Raw genomic sequence first — 17,496 nt, forward strand, 5'->3', positions numbered from 1 at the left:
ACCCTGATCGAACTCCTGGTGGTCGTGGCGATCATCAGTCTCCTGGTCGCCATCCTGCTGCCCGCCATGAACCAGGCCCGCAGCCTGGCCTCCGGGACCTTCTGCCGCAACAACCTGCGTCAGTTCGCCATCGCCGCCCAGACCTACACCGAATCCTACAGCGACCGCTATCCGATCGCCTACTACTACGGATACTCGCCCGCCTTCAAGAGCTACTCGTGGGACTTCGTCATCACCTACGACGCTCAGACCACGGTTGAAGCCGGGATCCTCTGGCAAGGCCGGACGATCGAGCAGGTCCATCAGTGCCCGTCGTTCGACGGCAACGCCAATTCGTATGGCGACCCATACACCGGCTACAACTACAATACCAGCTACATCGGCCACGGGTCGTACGAGACGGTCGTTGAGCCCGCTCGCACCGGCGAGGTCGGCGACCCAGCCGGCACCGCCCTCTTCGGCGATGGCCAATATATCGACGGGGCCAACAAGTACATGCGATCGCCCTTCACGCATCCGGGCGACAGGTTCGCCGGCCGCTACGGCGGCACGCAGGGCTACCGCCACAGCGGGGCGACCAACGTCGCGTTCTGCGACGGCCACGTGGTTTCGCAGAATCAGCGGTACACCGAGGTCGAGCCGGCTTACAACCGCGAACTCATCACCCCCGACACCGGCTTTCTCTCACCCGACAACAGCGTCTACGACCTGGAGTAGACGTTTTCTTCGAGAGCGTCACCGGCTCTGTTCCACCCGCGGCAGAATGGACCGACGGCGCATCGCCGTTGCCATTGGCGCTGCGAATCAACGGCTCCGCCGCGCCAGGATCAAAGCAAACAGGCACAGGGTTATCGAAGCCGGTTCCGGAACGCTGACCGCGGTCAGCGAGGGCGGCAAACGCGCCATCCGCCAGATTGAACCAGTGGACCGAATAGCCATAGTCGACGAGGAAGGTGTACTTCCTGTCGCCTTGGATTTCCTGGGCGACCTGGAACAGGCTCGACACCTGCGACATCGCCAGAAAGTCGTCGCCCGTCCGGTCGAAAACGCCGCCGAGGTTGACCAGTTCCGGATTGGTGCCGGTCTGTTCCCAGCCGTTCATCTCAATCGACATGGTCGGGGCGGAAGTTCCCGCCGCCAGTTCAGCGTCCTCGAAACTGCCGTTCGACAGCAGATTCGGACCGTTCGGCGTACGCACGACCGGGGCCGGCGCGGTGATCGAGCCGTAAATCCGTTCGGCGAGCGCCAACGAACTGGTCAACGGGGATTTTGAGCTGCCCATCCTGACGCCGAACACCGAAGTGCTGGTTTCAAGCGGGGCGGTTCCCGGCTGGTTCGCCTCGGCAACTCCCCAGCGGTAGGGAACTACGGCGGCAATTTTGCCTATGCCCAGGTGGCGTCAAGTTTTCTGTGTCAGACGGTGGGCGAAATTCAACCTAATACCACCTACACCCTGGCTGTCGATATCGGCCCCAGCCAGTACTGGAATGGGCTGGCCAGCACAGCGGGTGTGGAGATCGGCGAGTTCTCATCGACGGGCACGCTGATCGGCGAAGGGATGATGGGAAAAGCGTACGACGTGTGATGACTGGTGGGCAAATCCTGATCGCTAGTCGTACGGTCCGTCGCGAGGCAATCAGCCGTCGTTTGCCGGTCCGGCTGCGGTGTAGATGGCGTTCAGCGATTCGCTGATCTGTCTGCGGTAGTGCAGCGGACTGCGGCCGAACGCCTGCTTGAACGCCTTGCTGAAGTGGAAGATGTTGGGGAAGCCGACTTCTTGGCCGATTTGTGAGATGGTGAGCGTCGGCTGGGCGAGCAGAATCTGGGCCTTTCGCATCCGGGCGTTCATGACGTAGGCCATGGGCGCGACGCCGATCACCTTCTTGAAGACGTAGTGGAACCGCGTCTCGGAGAGAAACACCAGGTCGGCCAGGTCGGCGCGTCGGATCGGCTGATCCAGATGGTCTTCGACGTAGTTGAAGACCGACTCCATTCGCATCATCTCAAAAACATCCTTCGTTTCCATGTTGCGGAGTTCTGAAACGGAGACGACGGCCCGCAAGAGCCGCCCGGCCAGGTCCTGCCGGACCACGGCCTGGACGATCGCATCGGCGCCCGCCGGCTTCGCCGACATCGCCTGATGCAGATCTCGCACCAGGTGGAGGATGTCCGCTCCGGCCCGGCCGGTGACGCGCCGCGGCACCTCGAAGAAGCGCAAGACATCCATCGAACCGAACAACGCGAACCGGACGTGGGCGTAGCTGACGACTCCCGGGTCGGGCATGCCCACCGTATGATGGACTCCCGCCGGAACCACCAGGGCCTCGCCGGGACGAATCGCAAGAACGCCTTCGTCCCGGATTCGGCTGATGTACCGCCCCTCTTCAGGGCACACGACCACCAGAAAAGGCAGCAGCCGCCAGTCGGTCTCCGCGTGGCAACACGGGTTGCCGCGGCCGCCGCCCAGATAGTCCCAACTCAACGACCGCTGCAGCAGAGGCAAAAACGGCGTTTCCCGGCGTTGCGTCTCCATGACAGTATAAATATATAAAATAACAGCCGGTTTTGTCCATACCCCTGTGACGATAGGGTTTCTAGAATAACGGAAGTATGCGACACCAGCAGGTATTCCGGCTCGACGGCCGCTCTGGTCATGGAGTATAAAATGATAAGACTACGTTCGCAGATGAAAGAGGAACGGTGCGCCGAATGTCATGAGGGCAAGGGCGAGCTTCTGCTCCACGCCCTGATCAATCCGGGCGACAGCGATCATTCGCTGCTGTTCATGCACGACGATATCCTGCCGCAAGGCGTCAGCATCGGCGAGCACCGGCACGAAGGCAGCGAGGAGGTCTACTTCATCGTCGAGGGGCACGGCACGCTGATGATGGATCGCCAGAGCCACCCGGTCGGTCCCGGCGACGTGAGCCTGGTCAAGTCGGGGCATTCGCATGGGATCGTCAATACGGGCGAGACCGCCATGCGGCTGATCGTTGTCGGATTCAGGACCACGTAGAACAAGGCTCGTGCGAGCCGTGGAGCGGATGAAGATGAAAAGCACTCCTTCCCTTCCGTTGTCGGTGGCGGTGATCGGCGGCGGTTTCGGCCGGTTCCACATCGGCGGTATCCTGTCCGAACCTGACCGTTTCGCCCTCAAAGCGTTCTGCGATCAGAACCCAGCCGTGGTGGAGGAGATCGCCAGGCAGTTCAGCTTGCCGCCGTCGTGCGCCGTGCGGGCGGATTACCATGCGGTTCTGGACGATCCGGCCATCGACGCCGTCGTCGTGAGCCTGCCGCACCACCTCCACGAAACCGCCTGCGTCGAAGCCGCCGAACGGGGCAAACACATCCTGCTCGACAAACCCATCGCCCGCACGGTGGACGAAGCCGATCGCATCATCGAAGCGGCCCGCCGAAACAGCGTGACGCTCATGATCGGCCATCAAATGCGGTTCTACCCGTTGTTCCGAAAGATGCACGATCTGATCGCCAGCCGGGCGCTGGGCCGGCCGATCTATGCGGAAACCTGCCACCATCAGAAGTTCTACTACACCACGGCCTCCAACTGGCGGGTCAAAGCCTCCACCGGCGGCGGCTGCGTGATCGGTTCGGGAATCCACAACATCGACCTGATGCGGTGGTTCTTCGGCGAGCCGGCCGAAGTCTTTGCCCTCGGCGTCCATGACCTGGCCCGCCTTGACGGCGAAGCCGCCGCCTCGATCTCCATCCGCTTCCAACAGGGCACGCTGGTGAACTTCACCTGCAACTGGGTCTGCCACGGAGCGATGGACGGGTACGACTGGGGCGAATGGGCGGTGTTCTGCGAAAAAGGCGACATCTCGTGCCGTCGCGGCCTGACCGTCGGGCGCGAGTACGGCAAGACCGTCGAAACGGTTGACCTCGAAAAGCACCCCTGCGAGTCGATCTGGACCCACTTCGCCGACTGCGTCGTCAACCGCACCGAACCCCTCATCAACGGCCCGGACGCCCGCAGGTCGCTCGCGCTGGTCCGTGACATCTACCAATCCATGGAAACCGGCAGGCCGGTCTCGTGCGGCGGCGCTCGCTGACTGCCGCCGTACACATTCCTAGCCGGTTCCCCGTGCTTCTGTGGAGATTCCTGTCGGCGTTTCCGCCTGCGCCCCCAAAACCGCCGATTTGCATCTGAAGAAAACCCATGCTATCTTTATCCGGCGGGGATCGTTCGCCTCCCCACCCGCGCGTCGCCTCGTGCGACGCTTGACAACCGAATAGTCGGCGGCCTCGGGAACCCAGCCTTCTCCGGTCCGAGCGCACGGATCTCAGACGCCGCGCAAATCTGACAAATTGTACAAAACCCCTGCTGCGGGCCTGATATCGATGGCTCCAGAATCGCCGGCATGTACACACGGTACGTTCTGTACAAAACCCCAACGCGGCTTCTTCCCGATTCGCACCGCCCCCTCCGATCCCGACCTTGTCTCCGCATGCCGCGCCAATCGCACAAAATGTACAAAACCCCCGTCCGGCCGGACCGCCGCTCCATCGCGGCCAACTCCACGATCAGCAATCCCCGGGACTCGTACGGTTTGTACAGAGCGTACCCCCCCTTCCCGGTCCATCCGACTCTGTCTTCTCCGCGTGGTCCGCGTGCTCCGTGCCGGTCTTCTCAAAGAGTATCAGAGGCTCTGCAACGCCTTCCGTCCGACGGTCAGGCCGAGTTCGCGGCATCGGGCGAGGGCTTCGGCATCCGGAACGTACTTGACCTTCAGCGGCTCAGCCGCCAGTTCCACTTTCATGTCGGCCAGGATGGCTTGGACCTGATCCACTCCGGCCCCGGTTCCCCAGCCGTAGGAGCCGAACGCGGCGCCGGTCAGCCCCGCCGGACGCAGGCCGCGAAGGTAGCAGAGCACGTCGGCCACCGTCGGGAACATCTGGCTGTTGATCGTCGGCGTACCGACCAGCAAGGCCGCGGCGTCGAGCACCTCGGTGGCCACGTCGCTGCGATGCGACCCGGCCAGCGGCATGACCTTGACCGCGAGACCCGCCTCGGCGAGCCCTTCCGCGACCGCGTCGGCCATGAGCTGGGTGCTGTGCCACATGGTATCGAAGGTCACCACCGCTTTGGCCTTCGCCTCGCGCTTCGCCCAGCGGTGATAGTGGTCGGCGATCCAGCCGATGTGCTTGCGCCACATCGGCCCGTGGTCCGGGGCGATCAGGTCGATCGGGCGATCGAACGATTTCAGGCGGCCGTAGAGCTGTTCGACCATCTGCGCGTACGGCATCAGGATGTTGGCGTAGTACTTGGCCGCCTCCCACTCCAGCAGGGCCAGGTCCAATTCGTCGTCGTAGCGCCGGCTTGAGGCCAGGTGCATGCCGAAGCCGTCCTGCGAGAAGAGGATTTTCGCCTGGGCCAGGTAGCTCATCATGCTGTCGGGCCAGTGGAGCATCCGCGTCTCCATGAACGTGACGTCCATGTCGCCGAGGTTCAGCGTCTGGCCGTCGCGGACGGGCTCGATGGGATAGCCGAAGTGAAAATGTTCTTCGAGGGCCTTGGCCCCCATCGTCGAGGCGAAGACCTTTTCCGGCCCGACGCGGTCGATGGTGATGGGCAACCCGCCGGTATGGTCCATCTCGGCGTGGTTCGAGATGATGTAGTCGATCTTCGACGGTTCGATCACGTCGGCGACGCGGGCGAACATCTCGTCGACGAACGGCCGCTTGACCGTATCCACCAGCGTCACCTTCTCAGCCAGCACCAAAAACGCGTTGTAGGTCGTGCCGCGCGGGGTGGCGTAGCCGTGAAACTCCCGCAGACCCCAATCGATCGCCCCGACCCAATAGACCTTCTCGCTTACCTTATGCGCCTTGAAAACATCCGCCATGATTGCCGGTTCCTCCATTCAGTGGCCGCAACACCTCATGTCCCGAAGTCTTTCAATCACAACTCCCGCCATTGCCGGCCGTCGCGGGCCAGCAGCGTGTCGGCCGCCTTCGGTCCCCAGCCGCCCGCGGTGTACCGGTGCAGGTCGCCCGCGGCCGCCGATTCCCGCGCCCACGTCTCGAGCACCGGCGTGATCAGGCCCCACGCCGCCTCCAGGGCGTCGAACCGCACGAACAGCGTCTGCTCGCCCGCCATCGCATCGAGCAGCAGCCGCTCGTACGCCTCCGGCGGCTCGCCGCCGAACGCCTCGCGGTACTTGAACGACATCGTCAGCTCGCTCATGCAGAGCTTGGGACCCGGACGTTTGGCCTGGATCGTCAACGCCATGCCCTCCTCCGGCTGAACGTTGAGCACCAGCACGTTGGGCGTCAGGTCCTCCTCGCGCAGCGGCTCGAACACCGAGTGCGGCACGCTCTTGAACTCGATGGCGATCTGGCTGATCTTCTTCGCCAGACGTTTGCCGGATCGCAAATAGAACGGCACCCCGCGCCAGCGCCAGTTGTCGATCATCACCCGGGCGGCGGTGAAGGTCTCGGTCCGCGAGGCGGGATCCACGCCGTGCTCCTCGAGATAGCCGGGTACGGGCTGGCCGCCAGCTTGCCCCGCTGCGTACTGCCCGCGGACCACCCAGCGGTCGAGTTCAGCCGTCGGCCAGGGCTTGATCGACCGCAGCAGCTTGGCCGTCTCGTCCCGCAGGGGCTGGGCCTCGAATCGGATCGGCGGCTCCATCGCCACCAGGGCCAGCATCGCCAGCATGTGGTTCTGGAACATGTCGCGAAACAGGCCGGCCTTCTCGAAGTAGCCCGCGCGGTGCTCGACGCCGATCGATTCGGCGACGGTGATCTGCACGTGGTCGATGTACCGCCGGTTCCAGATCGGCTCGAACACGGCGTTGGCGAACCGGAAAATAAAGAGGTTCTGCACGGTGTCCTTGCCGAGGTAGTGGTCGATCCGGTAGATCTGCCGCTCGTCGATGAACCGGTGCATGTCGACGTTCATCTGCTGCGAACTGACCAGGTCGTAGCCGAAGGGCTTTTCCACCACCACCCGCCGCCACGGCTTGCGGCCGTGCGTCTCTTCCAGCAGTCCGACGCCGGCGAGATGCTCGACAATTTTCGTGTACAGGGCGGGCGGCACCGACAGGTAGAAGAGGCGGTTGCCGCCGCTTCGGAAGCGGGCCTCCAGCTCCTCCAGCTTCCGCCCGAGCGCGCGGTAGAGGTCGTCTTCGGCGTACTTGCCCACCACGTAGAAGCAGCGGTCCAGGAACTGCTCGGCCCGCTGCCGGTTGCCCGCCTTCTTCGCCAGCGTCTCGACGAACGACCGGCGAAACTCGTCATCCGACAGCGGCGTGCGTCCGCAGCCGACGACGAAGAAGTCCTCGCCGATCAGCCCCTTCTGGTGCAACGAGAACAGCGACGGGATCAGCTTGCGGCTGGTTAGATCGCCCGAAGCCCCGAAAATCACCAGCCCGCAAGGGTCCGGAAGGGTCTCGATGCAGTAGAGGTCCCTGACTGTCACCGATGTTTCGTCAACCGCCATCGCGCACCTCGCCGCTGCGGCGTAAGGGATCGCCGCTAGACCTCGATCGTCTTCATCTCCCGGATCAACTGGGTCACGTGGCTCATCTCCTCGCGGATGATCCGGTCGACCTTTTCGCGTCCGAATTCCGGCGGCACCACCTCGATGATGCCGAGGTAGAACGCGATCGAGTCCTTCTCCGCGTCAAGGGCGATCGCGAAGATGGCATCGAGACTGTCGGCGTTCTTGAGCCGCTGGGCCGGGTTGGCTGAGGGATCGAACACGTGGCGGTCGGCCATCGCCCGTAGGTACTGCGCCGATTCGCCCTGCGGATCGATCGCCTCGAAACCGGACGATGCCTGGAGTTGGGCCCGCATCTGCGCGAAGACGGCTTGGTGCTGTTGCTCGAAGTCCACCAGATGTTTGAGCAGGGCTTTGGCCTTCGGCCGGTCCGCCCGCTCAGCGGCCTGGCGGTAGAACTCGGCGCCGTTGCGCTCGATCCGTTCGGCGATCTGCAGGATCTCATCCGCGTTGAATGTTTCCGCCATGGTCGGTCCTCCACGTTGATTGGCGCCGGCATCCGGGATTCGCCCGGATGCCGGCTTTGGTCGTTGTCAGTCTTCCCGTTCGCCGAGGCGGTGGTCCAGCATGATCAGGCCGTTGCCCGAGTCGCCGATGCGTTCGAGGGTCTGGACGATCTTGGAGGCGTTGGCCTCTTCCTCGACCTGCTCGGTGACGAACCACTGGAGCATGATGCCGGCTGGGTAGTCGTTCTCCTCGCCCGCGAGTTTGACCAGGCTGTGGATCAGCGAGGTCACCTTCTGCTCGTGCTTGTAGGCCTCCTTGAAGGCTTCCAGGGGCGATTTCCAGTCCTGCTTGGGCTTGGCGACCTCGGGGACCAAGGCCCGTCCGTCGCGCTCGACGATGTGGTCGAACAGCTTCATCGCGTGTTCTTCCTCTTCCTTGGCCTGGATTCGCATCCATTTGGCCATGCCGTCGAGGCCCGCGGCGTGAAAGCACGCAGCCATCGACAGGTACAGGTAGGCGGAGTCCAACTCGGCCTTGATCTGATCATTGAGTGCCTTTTCCATTCTCTTGCCGATCATGCTTGATTCCTCCAGATTCCATGAACGTTACAGTACGCCACAACCGTCACATCGCCCGAAGCGGCGGGGAGTTCAAGCTCCGGCCGCTGCCCGGGCGCCAAGAACCTGCGAAAGACATCCGTGTCGGTGCGGACCTCAATCCATTCGATCTGATGCTTGTCTTCCATCGGATGGGGTTCGCAGCCCACCGTCACCCGCAAGGCGTCCGCGGTCCGTTCGACCACCGGCTCGTGCATGGCCCGTCTGGACTCGGCGGTGCTCTGGGCCAGCCGCAGCATCGGCCGGCCACAGCAGATCAACTGGCCGACGCCCGCGTGCAGAACCTCCACCACGTTGCCGCAGAGCGGACAGCGATACACGGCCAGCCGTTCGGTCAAACCTCGACCCCCATCACAGCGTCTAGATCAGCTTTTTCGCCGCGTCCAGCACCTCGTCGTAGTCCGGCTCGTTGGTCGTCTCCTCGACGAGCTGGCGGTAGCGCAACACGCCGTCGCGGTCGACCACGAACACCGCGCGGGCCAGCAGGCGCAGCTCCTGGATCAGCACGCCGTAGTTCATGCCGAACTCGGCGTCCCGATGGTCGGAAACCGCGACCACCTCCCTGATGTCGTGCTCGTCGCACCAGCGTTTCTGGGCGAACGGCAGGTCCATGCTGATGGCCAGGGCCTTGACGCCCTCGCCCATGTCGCGGACCTCGTCGTTGAACCGCCGCGTTTCGAGGCTGCAGACCGGCGTGTCCAGCGACGGCACCGCGACCAGAATGCAGACGCTGCCGCGGTACTGCGAGAGCTTGACCGGACTCAGGTCGTTGGCGACGGCGACGAAATCCGGGGCCGTCTGGCCCACCGTCACCTCGTTGCCCACCAGCGTCAGCGGCTGGCCCTTGAACCGCACGTGATTGGTTGTGGTAACCATGATTCCTCCCTTTTTTGGTTCACCCCTGTTTTCGTGCCCACCCGGCAAGTTATCCATAAGGATACCAAAGCCGGTGCAGCGGGCAAGGGCAAAATCCCGGTCCGGGGACGTCGAGGCATTCCCGGACCGGACTCGCCGACTTCTCAAAGCCTTGTCCTACCAATTCTCCGCCAGGACCTCGAAGTGGGCCTGGGGATGCGCACAGGCGGCGCACGACGCGGGGGCTTCGACGCCCTCGTGCAGGTAGCCGCAGTTCCGGCATCGCCAGACCGTGGGCTTTTCCTTCTTGAAGACGGTGCCCGCCTCGACGTTCTTGAGCAGGTCCAGGTAACGTTTTTCGTGCTGTTTTTCGGCCACCGAGACGGCTTTGAGGACCGTGGCGACGTCCTTGAAGCCTTCCTGCTCGGCGATTTTGGCGTATTCGGGGTACATGTCGGTCCATTCCTCGTTTTCGCCGGCGGCGGCGGCTTTGAGGTTCTCAGCCGTGGTGCCGATCTTGCCAGCGGGGAAGGTCGCCTGGATTGTCAGGTCGCCGCCTTCAAGGAACTTGAAGAACCGCTTGGCGTGTTCCTTTTCCTGGTTGGCCGTTTCTTCGAAGATGTCGGCGATCTGAACGAAGCCGTCCTTACGGGCCTGGCCGGCGTAATACGTGTAGCGGTTCCTCGCCTGCGATTCGCCGGCGAACGCCGTCAGCAGATTGGCTTCGGTCCTGGTGCCACTGAGCCGTCCCATCATGTCCTCCTTCAACTTCGGTCGTGATACAGAAACAGTATGCGATCCAAAGCGGTTAACACTCCCGCTCGATCTGACTTTTCTGGCATTCGGGGCAAATCCCCGTGACCTCCAGGTTGTGGCCGAGGATTTGGTAGTCGCTCCGCTCGGCCAGCACCCGGCGGATCTGGTCCGAGGGGCCGACGCCCAGATCGTCCACCCGGCCGCAGCGGATGCAATGTACGTGGTAGTGGACCTGGGCCGTCCCATCGTACCGTCGCCGGCCGGGCATCTCCAGCCGCTGGATCATTTTGGTTGAGGCCAGGGCCTCGAGGCTGCGATAGACGGTGGCCAGACTGATCCGCGGCAGGCGCTTTCGCACCTCGACGAAGACATCTTCGACCGTCGGATGGTCCGTCCTCCCGCAGACCACCTCGAGGATGATCCGCCGCTGTTTGGTCATCCGAATGTCGTTGGGACACTTCGGCATATCATTTGTGATTATGTTTCAAAACCCTATATAATCAACCGAATTTCCATTGTAAGCATTCTAGGCTCAAGACACAAATAATAATAGTTATTATTATCATTATAAGATAGGAAGGTCAATAGGATTTTCGGAATATCTACATCAAGACAATTTGATGCCAGGGCGTCTGTAGTCGCAGGAGGCGTCTCTTTGAAGCTTCCACGGACGGCGGCAGGAAGCGAGGCACGGGTTGACTCAGGCTGCAGGAACTGATCGGGTCGATTCCAAGGGTTGCGGCAGAGGGGTTCGCCCAGTGCGTCAGTTCCGGGGGTCGATCAGAGATAGCAGAGGGATCGGCGATGCGGCTAACGCGATTGCTCCCCTGGCTGCTGGTGTCCTGCGCAGTGACCGGGTTTGTTGAAGCAAGTCAGACCTGCTGGGACAGAGCTACTGGAGACTGGTCCAACGGGTCGAACTGGACGGCGGGGGAGCCCACCGGCGAGCTCGAGGCCCACGTGGACAATGGCGGCACGGTGACGGTGTCGAATGCCGGTGAGGTGTGTTGGGGGTTGTATGCGGGCGAGACGGCTGGGAATACGGGAAATCTCCTGATGACCGGAGGGACGTTGGAGGCCAACTACGAGTACATCGGCATTTCAGGGGCAAGCGAGTTTGGCCAGTCCGGAGGGGTGAATACGGTTGCGGAACGGCTGTATCTGGGTTTCCACGGTTCGGGTTCCGGCAGCTATACGATGGTAGGAAGCGGCGAACTCCACGTCGGCCACCTCTATCTGGGCCTCGACGGGACCGGGAGCATGGAGCAGAGCGATGGCGTCGTCGCGTTGGCGATCCGCTACGACGAGACACTCCTGAGCGGTCCGGTTCACGCATACGGCTACATGTACGGTGCGTGGATGGACCTTACGGCGGACGTTGACTATAGCCATCACATCGTGACCACAAGTGGCGTTCGGGAGTTTTCATGCCTTGCCCTCTCGCCGGTTTCCGGGTACACGTTGACCGTCGCGGTGGAGGGTGAAGGCGAGGTCACGCCCAACGGCGGGGTGTATGCACCCGGCGTGGAAGCCGGTTTGGCGGCCACGGCGGCCAGCGGTTGGACGTTCGTCCGATGGGATGGCGACGCATCCGGCAGCAGTCCGGCGGTCACGGTGGACATGACATCGGACAAGAGCGTGACGGCGGTCTTCGAGCGGAGCGTGTCGCCGCAGCACGCGCTGACGGTAAACGTGGTCGGAGAAGGAACGGTGAGGCCCGACGGCGGATCGTTCGATGAGGGGACGTCGGTGGCCCTGGAGGCCGAGGCGGCGGATGGCTGGGTCTTCGTCGGCTGGTCCGGCGACCTGTCGGGCGTCCAGAATCCGGCGCAATTGTCGATGGACGGCGACAAGACCATCACGGCGACCTTCGAGCAGGCGCATATCGATTGCCGGTTGACTATTAACGTACAAGGGCAAGGGCATGTGCTGCCGGAAGAGCGGGTTTTTTCCAGAGGGTCCGAGGTCACGCTGACCGCGGTTCCGGCTGAGGGATGGCATTTCGTGCGGTGGCAGGGCGAGATCAACGCCAAAGAGGCCAGCGTGACGATCACACTCGACCGGGACATGACGACGGCCGTCGTCTTTGAGGAGGATTTGGATCAGTGCGTTCTGACCGTGGAAGTACTCGGCGACGGCGGGTACGTTGTTTCGGAGAACGCCACGTTCATTCGTGGGACGATGGCCACCGTCATCGCCTATCCATGGCAGGGGTATGGCGTCAAGTCGTGGACCGGCACGGACGACGACCAGACGACAGCCGGGAGCATCGAGGTCCGGATGAACGACGACCGCCACGTCACCGTTGAGTTTGAGATCATTCAGGAGAACAACAGTCCGGCGCCGGTTGATCCCAACAACGAGACGAACCCGATCTCGCCGGCCGGCGGATGCGCTCTGGTCGCGGCAACGTACGATACTCCGCTGGTTTCATGTCTGCCGGTGCTTCGCGATTTCAGGGACCGGTACCTCGCCGCCAATGTTGCCGGAAGGACGGTCATCGCGGCCTACTACCGCGTTTCACCCACCCTTGCGAAGGCGGTCCGACGCGATCCATTCTGCCGAACCATCGTTCGGATGGCGATTCCACCGGTGGCCGCAGTGATCCGTGACCTGATGCATCCTGCCGGTCCATCTGTTGAAGGTTTGGAGTTGAGCCGGACGGAACTGGGGCATTCCACTGCTTCGGTTCGTCAGCCGATGTGATCCTTCCAGAACCGATCGGAAGAGCGGAGTATCCCCAATGGCGGCTCCTTGAGCCGTTTTGGGTCTCACGGCCTTTTGGGGCTGCCCCCCCTTCTTCCGCTGAACCGCCTTTTCTTCTGTCTCGTTCGATGGTACGATGCCTTCAAGAGACGAAAAGAAGGCCGATCAGCGAATGACCGGCCTTTGCGATTCTAAACGTGTGGGAGGCGTTCTTCTTGCTTGGCGGCTTAAGACGCCTTTCACACGTTTTTTGCGAACTTGAATCTGGGATCAGCACTTTCGCCGCAGGGCCAAGCCGCCCAGCGCCAGCAAGCTCAGCGTGATTGGTTCGGGAACCTGGGTGATGACCGCATCCACCTGAGTGATGGAGAAGCCGCCGTCCCAATCGCCGCTGCCCGCGACGGGGATCGCCAGCAGGTCCACGGTGCTTCCGGCCGAGAGCTGCACGCTCAGACCGTCGTAGGCGGCTGCCGGATCGGCACTGTTGACCCGCTTGGACATCACGCTGGTTCCACCGACCAGCACCTGCAGATCGGTGCTGATTTCTCCGGTGGAGGCCTTGAGGAAGTCAACGTCGATGTCGTACAGACCGGCTTCGGGAGCGGTGAACCGGATGGCGGTCACTCGTCCGCCGGCGGCGCCGCCGGAGGGGGTCATCATGTGGGTCTTGCCGGCGAACCACCGCATTCCATTGGGCCAGGTTTGGTTGCCCAGGTCATAGGCATTGGTGTTTTTCGCGATGTTGCCGTAGGGATCCGTTTCACCGTCTTTGGACCAGACGTTAAGCCCTGTGGTATCTCCGGTCAGGAAGAGGGGGACGTTGTAGAGGGCTGTGTCGCCGCCTACGACATAGCCGCAGCTCCAGACACCGTTGGGATTGGTTCCAAATCCCATGTCGGTGTTCACGTCGAACGCCCCGGCAGATGCGCATGCCGTCAGGCAAAGCAGCAGTCCGGCCATCCAACACGTCTGTTTCATACAGACCCTCCTTTGCTTTTACATTGGAGACACTATTTCCTCGGCAGACCATCTGCCGAATGACACGAATCCGAGGAAATCGACTGCTCGACCTTCTGGCCAGGCTCCAGCCAGACCTCCGGGACCCTGTAGAGCGAGGAGGCGGACGGCTGGCGAAGCTGCTGCAGAAGGTCGTAGACCGACAGGTGATGTTTCATGGCGTCGGTCGTGTGTTTCTGGATCCACCGGGCGGCCTCCTCGGGGTCATGATGCTCCAGGGCCCGAAGGATGCGGTGGTGGAAGAGGCAATCGCGGGCGATCTGCCGCAGATGATTCTGGCCGGGCAGGATCGCCCGTGTCTGGAGCACCTGGGTGACCAGATGAAGGTCGCTGACGAGCTTGGCCATCTGCCTGTTCCGCGAGGCCCGGATCACTCCGAGGTGGAAGAGGATGTTGAGCTGGAACGCCTGCCGGATGCTCTCGCCCAAAAGGGCTCCCGCCTCAGGGGTCTGGTTGTCCGTCAAGGAACTCCGATAGGAACGAAGCGAGCGGCGGTGTTCATCCAGGTTCTGCCGAAGCGAGGCAAGCTCTTTGTCCGTGATCTTCTCGGCCGCCAGTTTGGCCGCCCCCGTTTCGAGCACGATTCGCAGTTCGAATTTTTCCCGCAGTTCTTCGCGGGTCAGCATCTTGAGCCGAACGCCCTGATTGTTCACCGTTTCAATCAGCCCTTCGCTCTCGAGTTGGATCAGCGCCTCGCGGACGGGTGTGTAGCTCATCCCCACCCGCTGAGCAATCTTTCGTTTAGATAGAAAAGGAACGTCATTCCAATGTCCCTGGGCCAACTCCTGACGGATATGCGTATAAGCTTTTTCTTTTAAGCTACTTACCATGTTTTGCTCTCATCGCTACCCTTGGATGCTTCGGTACACCGAGTGGTATACCACTAAAATAACAGGAAGTGCGTCAAAAATAAAGGGCAAAACCGCTTGCGATCGGTTGTTTTGGGTAGTGATGTCGTGCAACGGCCCGGTTCCGGAGAAGAAGGTGCAGTTTTAATCTTGCGTTCGGGTGCAAAAGGTGATATACTACGGTCGTTCTAGCGATATATCACCTGATGTGTATATCTGGAACCCATGTCTTCCCAGATCGGCAGGGAGAGAAGCGAACGATGACGGCTAATCTGAAGTCACAGGCTTACAACCACATCCGCGCTCAGATGATTACCGGCGAGCTGGCGGAGGGCGGCTTCTTTTCACCTCGCCAGATCGCCAAGACGATCGGGATGAGCTATACGCCTGTTCGGGAGGCGGTGATCCAGTTGGAGACCGAGGGGCTGTTGGAGAAGGTGGGGAACCGGGGCGTTCGGATGCGGCATTTGGCCCCGGAGGAACTGGCCACCGTTTTTGAGCTCCGGCTGGTCATGGAGACCGGGGCTGCGGAGATCGCCGCGGAGAAGATAACCGATCGGGAGATCGGTTGCCTCAAAGACAATATCCGGCGGCACTTGTCGGTGTTGAAGGACCTTCGCGAGCAGGGCCGCCGGAGACAGGTGACGGAGGACTCGTACAACCAAGCGGACGATCGGATCCTGGTGCTGAACATGGAGTTCCACCTGACCATCCTGAACGCGACCCGCAACACGGCGTTGATCAAGAACATCGGCGATTTGCGGATCCTGACGCGGGTGGTCAATACGCGGGTGCATTTTCCGGGCCAGGACTATCTGGATCAGTACCTGCGGGATTTCCGGTTTCATTTCCGGATTTACCAGGCGTTTTGCCGGCGCAGCGCGGATGGGGCGCGGGAATGGGTGAAACGCCATCTGCGAAACGCCTTTGAGTACAATCTGGCGATTCATCGGGCGATTGAAAGCACCATGTCGAGCGAGAAGCGGGCGAGGCTTCTGTATCCGGAGTCGCTGCTGGAGTCGATGCGGCAGATTGAGAGCCGGCTGTCGGAGCCGAACCGGTCCGGGAATTCCTGATGGATGGTCCATCAGTGTTTTTTGAAAGGAGCGAGCTATGCTAAAGTACATGGGAGGTGTGGCGCTCGCCCTGATGCTGGGCCTGGCAGGTCCGGCATCGGCGGTGGAGAGCTGGAGCCTGGCGGACGACTTTTCGACGTCCAACGGGAATCCGAACGGAGCATGGACGTATGGGTGGTATCGCGCCGGGACGGCCGAATTCAGCCTGTATGCCACGCCCGTGAGCGGAACGCAAAGCGGATCGAATTACGTGGATTGGGAGCAATCCACGGGCGGCGGACAGTGGCAGGGTTTTGTCCTGAAGAACCTGGGGCCGAACCCGATGACCGAGTGGGGTTACTACGAACCCGAACAGGTCATCCTGCATCCGGGCATCACGACCGCTGAGGACGGTTCCGGCGCCGAGATCGGCCATACCGCCACCGCACGGTGGACGGCCCCGGAGGCGATGACGGTGGACGTCAGCGCTCTGTTTACCGGTCAGGTTCCAAGCGGCACCACGACCTTCTGTTACGTCATCAAGAACTACGGTGCGATTGCGACGGGTCCGATCGATGGGTTCTATGGCAGTGCGGCGAATGGTTACGCCGATCGCTCGGGAACCAGTTTCATGAGTTACTCGGGACAGTTCACGCTGGAGGCGGGTGACTTCATTGACTTCGCCGTCGATTTTGACACCAATCCATACGACGGCATCGCCGGGACTCACATTTCCGATTCGACCGGCCTGGCGGTGACGATCACGGAGGTTCCGGAGCCGGCGACGCTCGGGCTGCTAATGCTCGGCGGATGGCTGCTTCGCCGGAGAAGCTGATTGAGTCGGGGCAACGCCGAATAGCGGCGTGAAAAGAACGTGTGAAAGGTGTGCCGTGAGTGAGTCGAAGAGCTACACCTTCCACACGTTTCTTTTTTTATTTTACCCAAAGGCCAGGCAAACGGAAAGAAAACTCCGCGCCCCATCCAGCGGGTGAGGGGCAACGGGAAAAGGGGACATTCTACTTTTTGGCGGTACCGCTTTATCTTGCCGGCAGGGACACGGTTGCCAAAAAGTAGAATGTCCCCTTTTTCATCCGGTTCAGCAGGGAGGGGGTCAGGACGCGTAGCTGCGAATGTGTTTTCGGATGGCGCGGTCGGCCTCTTCGGGGTCGCCTTTTTCCAGGGCCTCGACCACGGTCATGTGACGGAGGGGGGCGTTTGGAGTATCCTCGTCGAAGCTGTCGCGGTCCCAGGCGTTCATCGAGAGCAGGCAGATGGTCGCGATCTGGTTGTACCGTTCTTCGAGGATCGCGCAGTCGGCGAGTTCAAAGAGCTTGCGGTGAAACTCATAGTCCATGTATCCGGCGTCCTGGAGCTTTCCTTCCTGGACGAGTTTGCGGATCCGCAGGGCGAGCTGGCGGAGCTTGTCGATTTTGGCGGCGTTGTTTTCGCGGGCGAGGATTCGGGCGGCTTGGACTTCCAGTCCTTCGCGGACGACGTTGGCCTGGCGGACCTGGCCGGCGCTGAGCTTGTTGAGGCCGATGCCCCGCTGGGGGCTGACCTTGAGGATTCCTTCCTGTTCGAGGCGTTTGATCGCGCCGAAGACGGGGACGACCGACATGCGGAAGTGTTTGGCCAACTCGCGGATGGACCAGGGTTTATCGTCGCTGAACTGG

Annotated in this window: 20 protein-coding genes; 7 read left to right on the forward strand and 13 right to left on the reverse strand. The window is 61.8% G+C overall.

Going from position 1 to position 17,496, the window contains the following annotated elements; all coding sequences use genetic code 11:
• On the forward strand, positions 1-717 hold a 717-nt coding region (locus GXY33_15235; protein ID NLX06491.1), incomplete at its 5' end, for a hypothetical protein.
• Here the strand turns inward: GXY33_15235 and GXY33_15240 are convergent.
• The gene (locus tag GXY33_15240) at positions 662-1,297 is read right to left on the reverse strand and encodes a hypothetical protein (GenBank protein ID NLX06492.1); all 636 of its coding nucleotides are present in this window, start codon (positions 1,295-1,297) and stop codon (positions 662-664) included. The genes GXY33_15235 and GXY33_15240 overlap by 56 nt on opposite strands.
• Before the next feature lie 123 nt (positions 1,298-1,420).
• On the opposite strand from GXY33_15240, the gene GXY33_15245 reads away from it, so the two are divergent.
• A complete protein-coding gene (locus tag GXY33_15245; protein NLX06493.1) occupies positions 1,421-1,585 on the forward strand; it encodes a hypothetical protein in 165 nt (54 codons plus the stop codon).
• A gap of 51 nt (positions 1,586-1,636) precedes the next feature.
• On the opposite strand, the gene GXY33_15250 is transcribed toward GXY33_15245, so the two are convergent.
• Positions 1,637-2,533: a helix-turn-helix transcriptional regulator gene (locus GXY33_15250; GenBank protein ID NLX06494.1), complete on the reverse strand. Its 897-nt coding sequence runs from the start codon at positions 2,531-2,533 to the stop codon at positions 1,637-1,639.
• 132 nt (positions 2,534-2,665) lie between these two features.
• On the opposite strand from GXY33_15250, the gene GXY33_15255 reads away from it, so the two are divergent.
• Together GXY33_15255 and GXY33_15260 are read left to right on the forward strand one after the other, a co-directional pair.
• Complete coding sequence (locus GXY33_15255; protein NLX06495.1) at positions 2,666-3,016, forward strand: cupin domain-containing protein; 351 nt, start codon at positions 2,666-2,668, stop codon at positions 3,014-3,016.
• Positions 3,017-3,050: 34 nt separating this feature from the next.
• Entirely contained in the window at positions 3,051-4,070 is a 1,020-nt protein-coding gene (locus GXY33_15260; GenBank protein NLX06496.1) for a Gfo/Idh/MocA family oxidoreductase, read from the forward strand.
• A 588-nt stretch (positions 4,071-4,658) separates the two neighbouring features.
• Here GXY33_15260 and GXY33_15265 read toward each other — a convergent pair.
• The 8 genes from GXY33_15265 to GXY33_15300 all read right to left on the reverse strand — a co-directional run bounded on the left by GXY33_15265 (position 4,659) and on the right by GXY33_15300 (position 10,663).
• Positions 4,659-5,864, reverse strand: coding sequence for an FprA family A-type flavoprotein (locus tag GXY33_15265; GenBank protein NLX06497.1), 1,206 nt, complete (start codon positions 5,862-5,864; stop codon positions 4,659-4,661).
• 56 nt (positions 5,865-5,920) lie between these two features.
• Complete coding sequence (gene zwf, locus GXY33_15270; GenBank protein ID NLX06498.1) at positions 5,921-7,462, reverse strand: glucose-6-phosphate dehydrogenase; 1,542 nt, start codon at positions 7,460-7,462, stop codon at positions 5,921-5,923.
• 35 nt (positions 7,463-7,497) lie between these two features.
• Positions 7,498-7,989: a ferritin family protein gene (locus tag GXY33_15275; protein ID NLX06499.1), complete on the reverse strand. Its 492-nt coding sequence runs from the start codon at positions 7,987-7,989 to the stop codon at positions 7,498-7,500.
• A gap of 66 nt (positions 7,990-8,055) precedes the next feature.
• Entirely contained in the window at positions 8,056-8,547 is a 492-nt protein-coding gene (locus tag GXY33_15280; protein ID NLX06500.1) for a ferritin, read from the reverse strand.
• Entirely contained in the window at positions 8,544-8,924 is a 381-nt protein-coding gene (locus GXY33_15285; GenBank protein ID NLX06501.1) for a desulfoferrodoxin, read from the reverse strand. Before GXY33_15285 ends, GXY33_15280 begins: the two co-directional genes overlap by 4 nt.
• A 22-nt stretch (positions 8,925-8,946) precedes the next feature.
• Positions 8,947-9,462, reverse strand: a complete 516-nt coding sequence (tpx, locus tag GXY33_15290) for a thiol peroxidase (GenBank protein NLX06502.1) — start codon at positions 9,460-9,462, stop codon at positions 8,947-8,949.
• A 156-nt stretch (positions 9,463-9,618) separates the two neighbouring features.
• Entirely contained in the window at positions 9,619-10,194 is a 576-nt protein-coding gene (locus tag GXY33_15295) for a rubrerythrin family protein (protein NLX06503.1), read from the reverse strand.
• Positions 10,195-10,249: 55 nt separating this feature from the next.
• Positions 10,250-10,663 carry a transcriptional repressor gene (locus GXY33_15300; GenBank protein NLX06504.1) on the reverse strand — a complete coding sequence of 138 codons (414 nt, stop codon included), beginning with the start codon at positions 10,661-10,663 and terminating at the stop codon, positions 10,250-10,252.
• Between the two features lie 338 nt (positions 10,664-11,001).
• Between GXY33_15300 and GXY33_15305 the strand changes: the two genes are divergently transcribed.
• Positions 11,002-12,903 (forward strand): hypothetical protein, encoded by a 1,902-nt coding sequence (locus GXY33_15305; protein ID NLX06505.1) that lies wholly within the window; start codon positions 11,002-11,004, stop codon positions 12,901-12,903.
• Positions 12,904-13,173: 270 nt separating this feature from the next.
• Here the strand turns inward: GXY33_15305 and GXY33_15310 are convergent, their stop codons facing one another.
• Entirely contained in the window at positions 13,174-13,881 is a 708-nt protein-coding gene (locus GXY33_15310) for a PEP-CTERM sorting domain-containing protein (GenBank protein NLX06506.1), read from the reverse strand.
• A 32-nt stretch (positions 13,882-13,913) separates the two neighbouring features.
• The gene (locus GXY33_15315; GenBank protein NLX06507.1) at positions 13,914-14,750 is read right to left on the reverse strand and encodes a GntR family transcriptional regulator; all 837 of its coding nucleotides are present in this window, start codon (positions 14,748-14,750) and stop codon (positions 13,914-13,916) included.
• Between the two features lie 278 nt (positions 14,751-15,028).
• Here GXY33_15315 and GXY33_15320 point away from each other — a divergent pair, with 278 nt between their 5' ends.
• Together GXY33_15320 and GXY33_15325 are read left to right on the forward strand one after the other, a co-directional pair.
• Positions 15,029-15,844 (forward strand): GntR family transcriptional regulator, encoded by an 816-nt coding sequence (locus tag GXY33_15320; GenBank protein ID NLX06508.1) that lies wholly within the window; start codon positions 15,029-15,031, stop codon positions 15,842-15,844.
• 37 nt (positions 15,845-15,881) lie between these two features.
• Positions 15,882-16,658, forward strand: coding sequence for a PEP-CTERM sorting domain-containing protein (locus GXY33_15325; GenBank protein NLX06509.1), 777 nt, complete (start codon positions 15,882-15,884; stop codon positions 16,656-16,658).
• 276 nt (positions 16,659-16,934) lie between these two features.
• Here the strand turns inward: GXY33_15325 and GXY33_15330 are convergent.
• Positions 16,935-17,496 (reverse strand): GntR family transcriptional regulator (locus GXY33_15330; GenBank protein ID NLX06510.1); only part of this gene is annotated, 562 nt, incomplete at its 5' end.

Source organism: Phycisphaerae bacterium (genome assembly GCA_012729815.1).
GTDB lineage: Bacteria > Planctomycetota > Phycisphaerae > JAAYCJ01 > JAAYCJ01 > JAAYCJ01.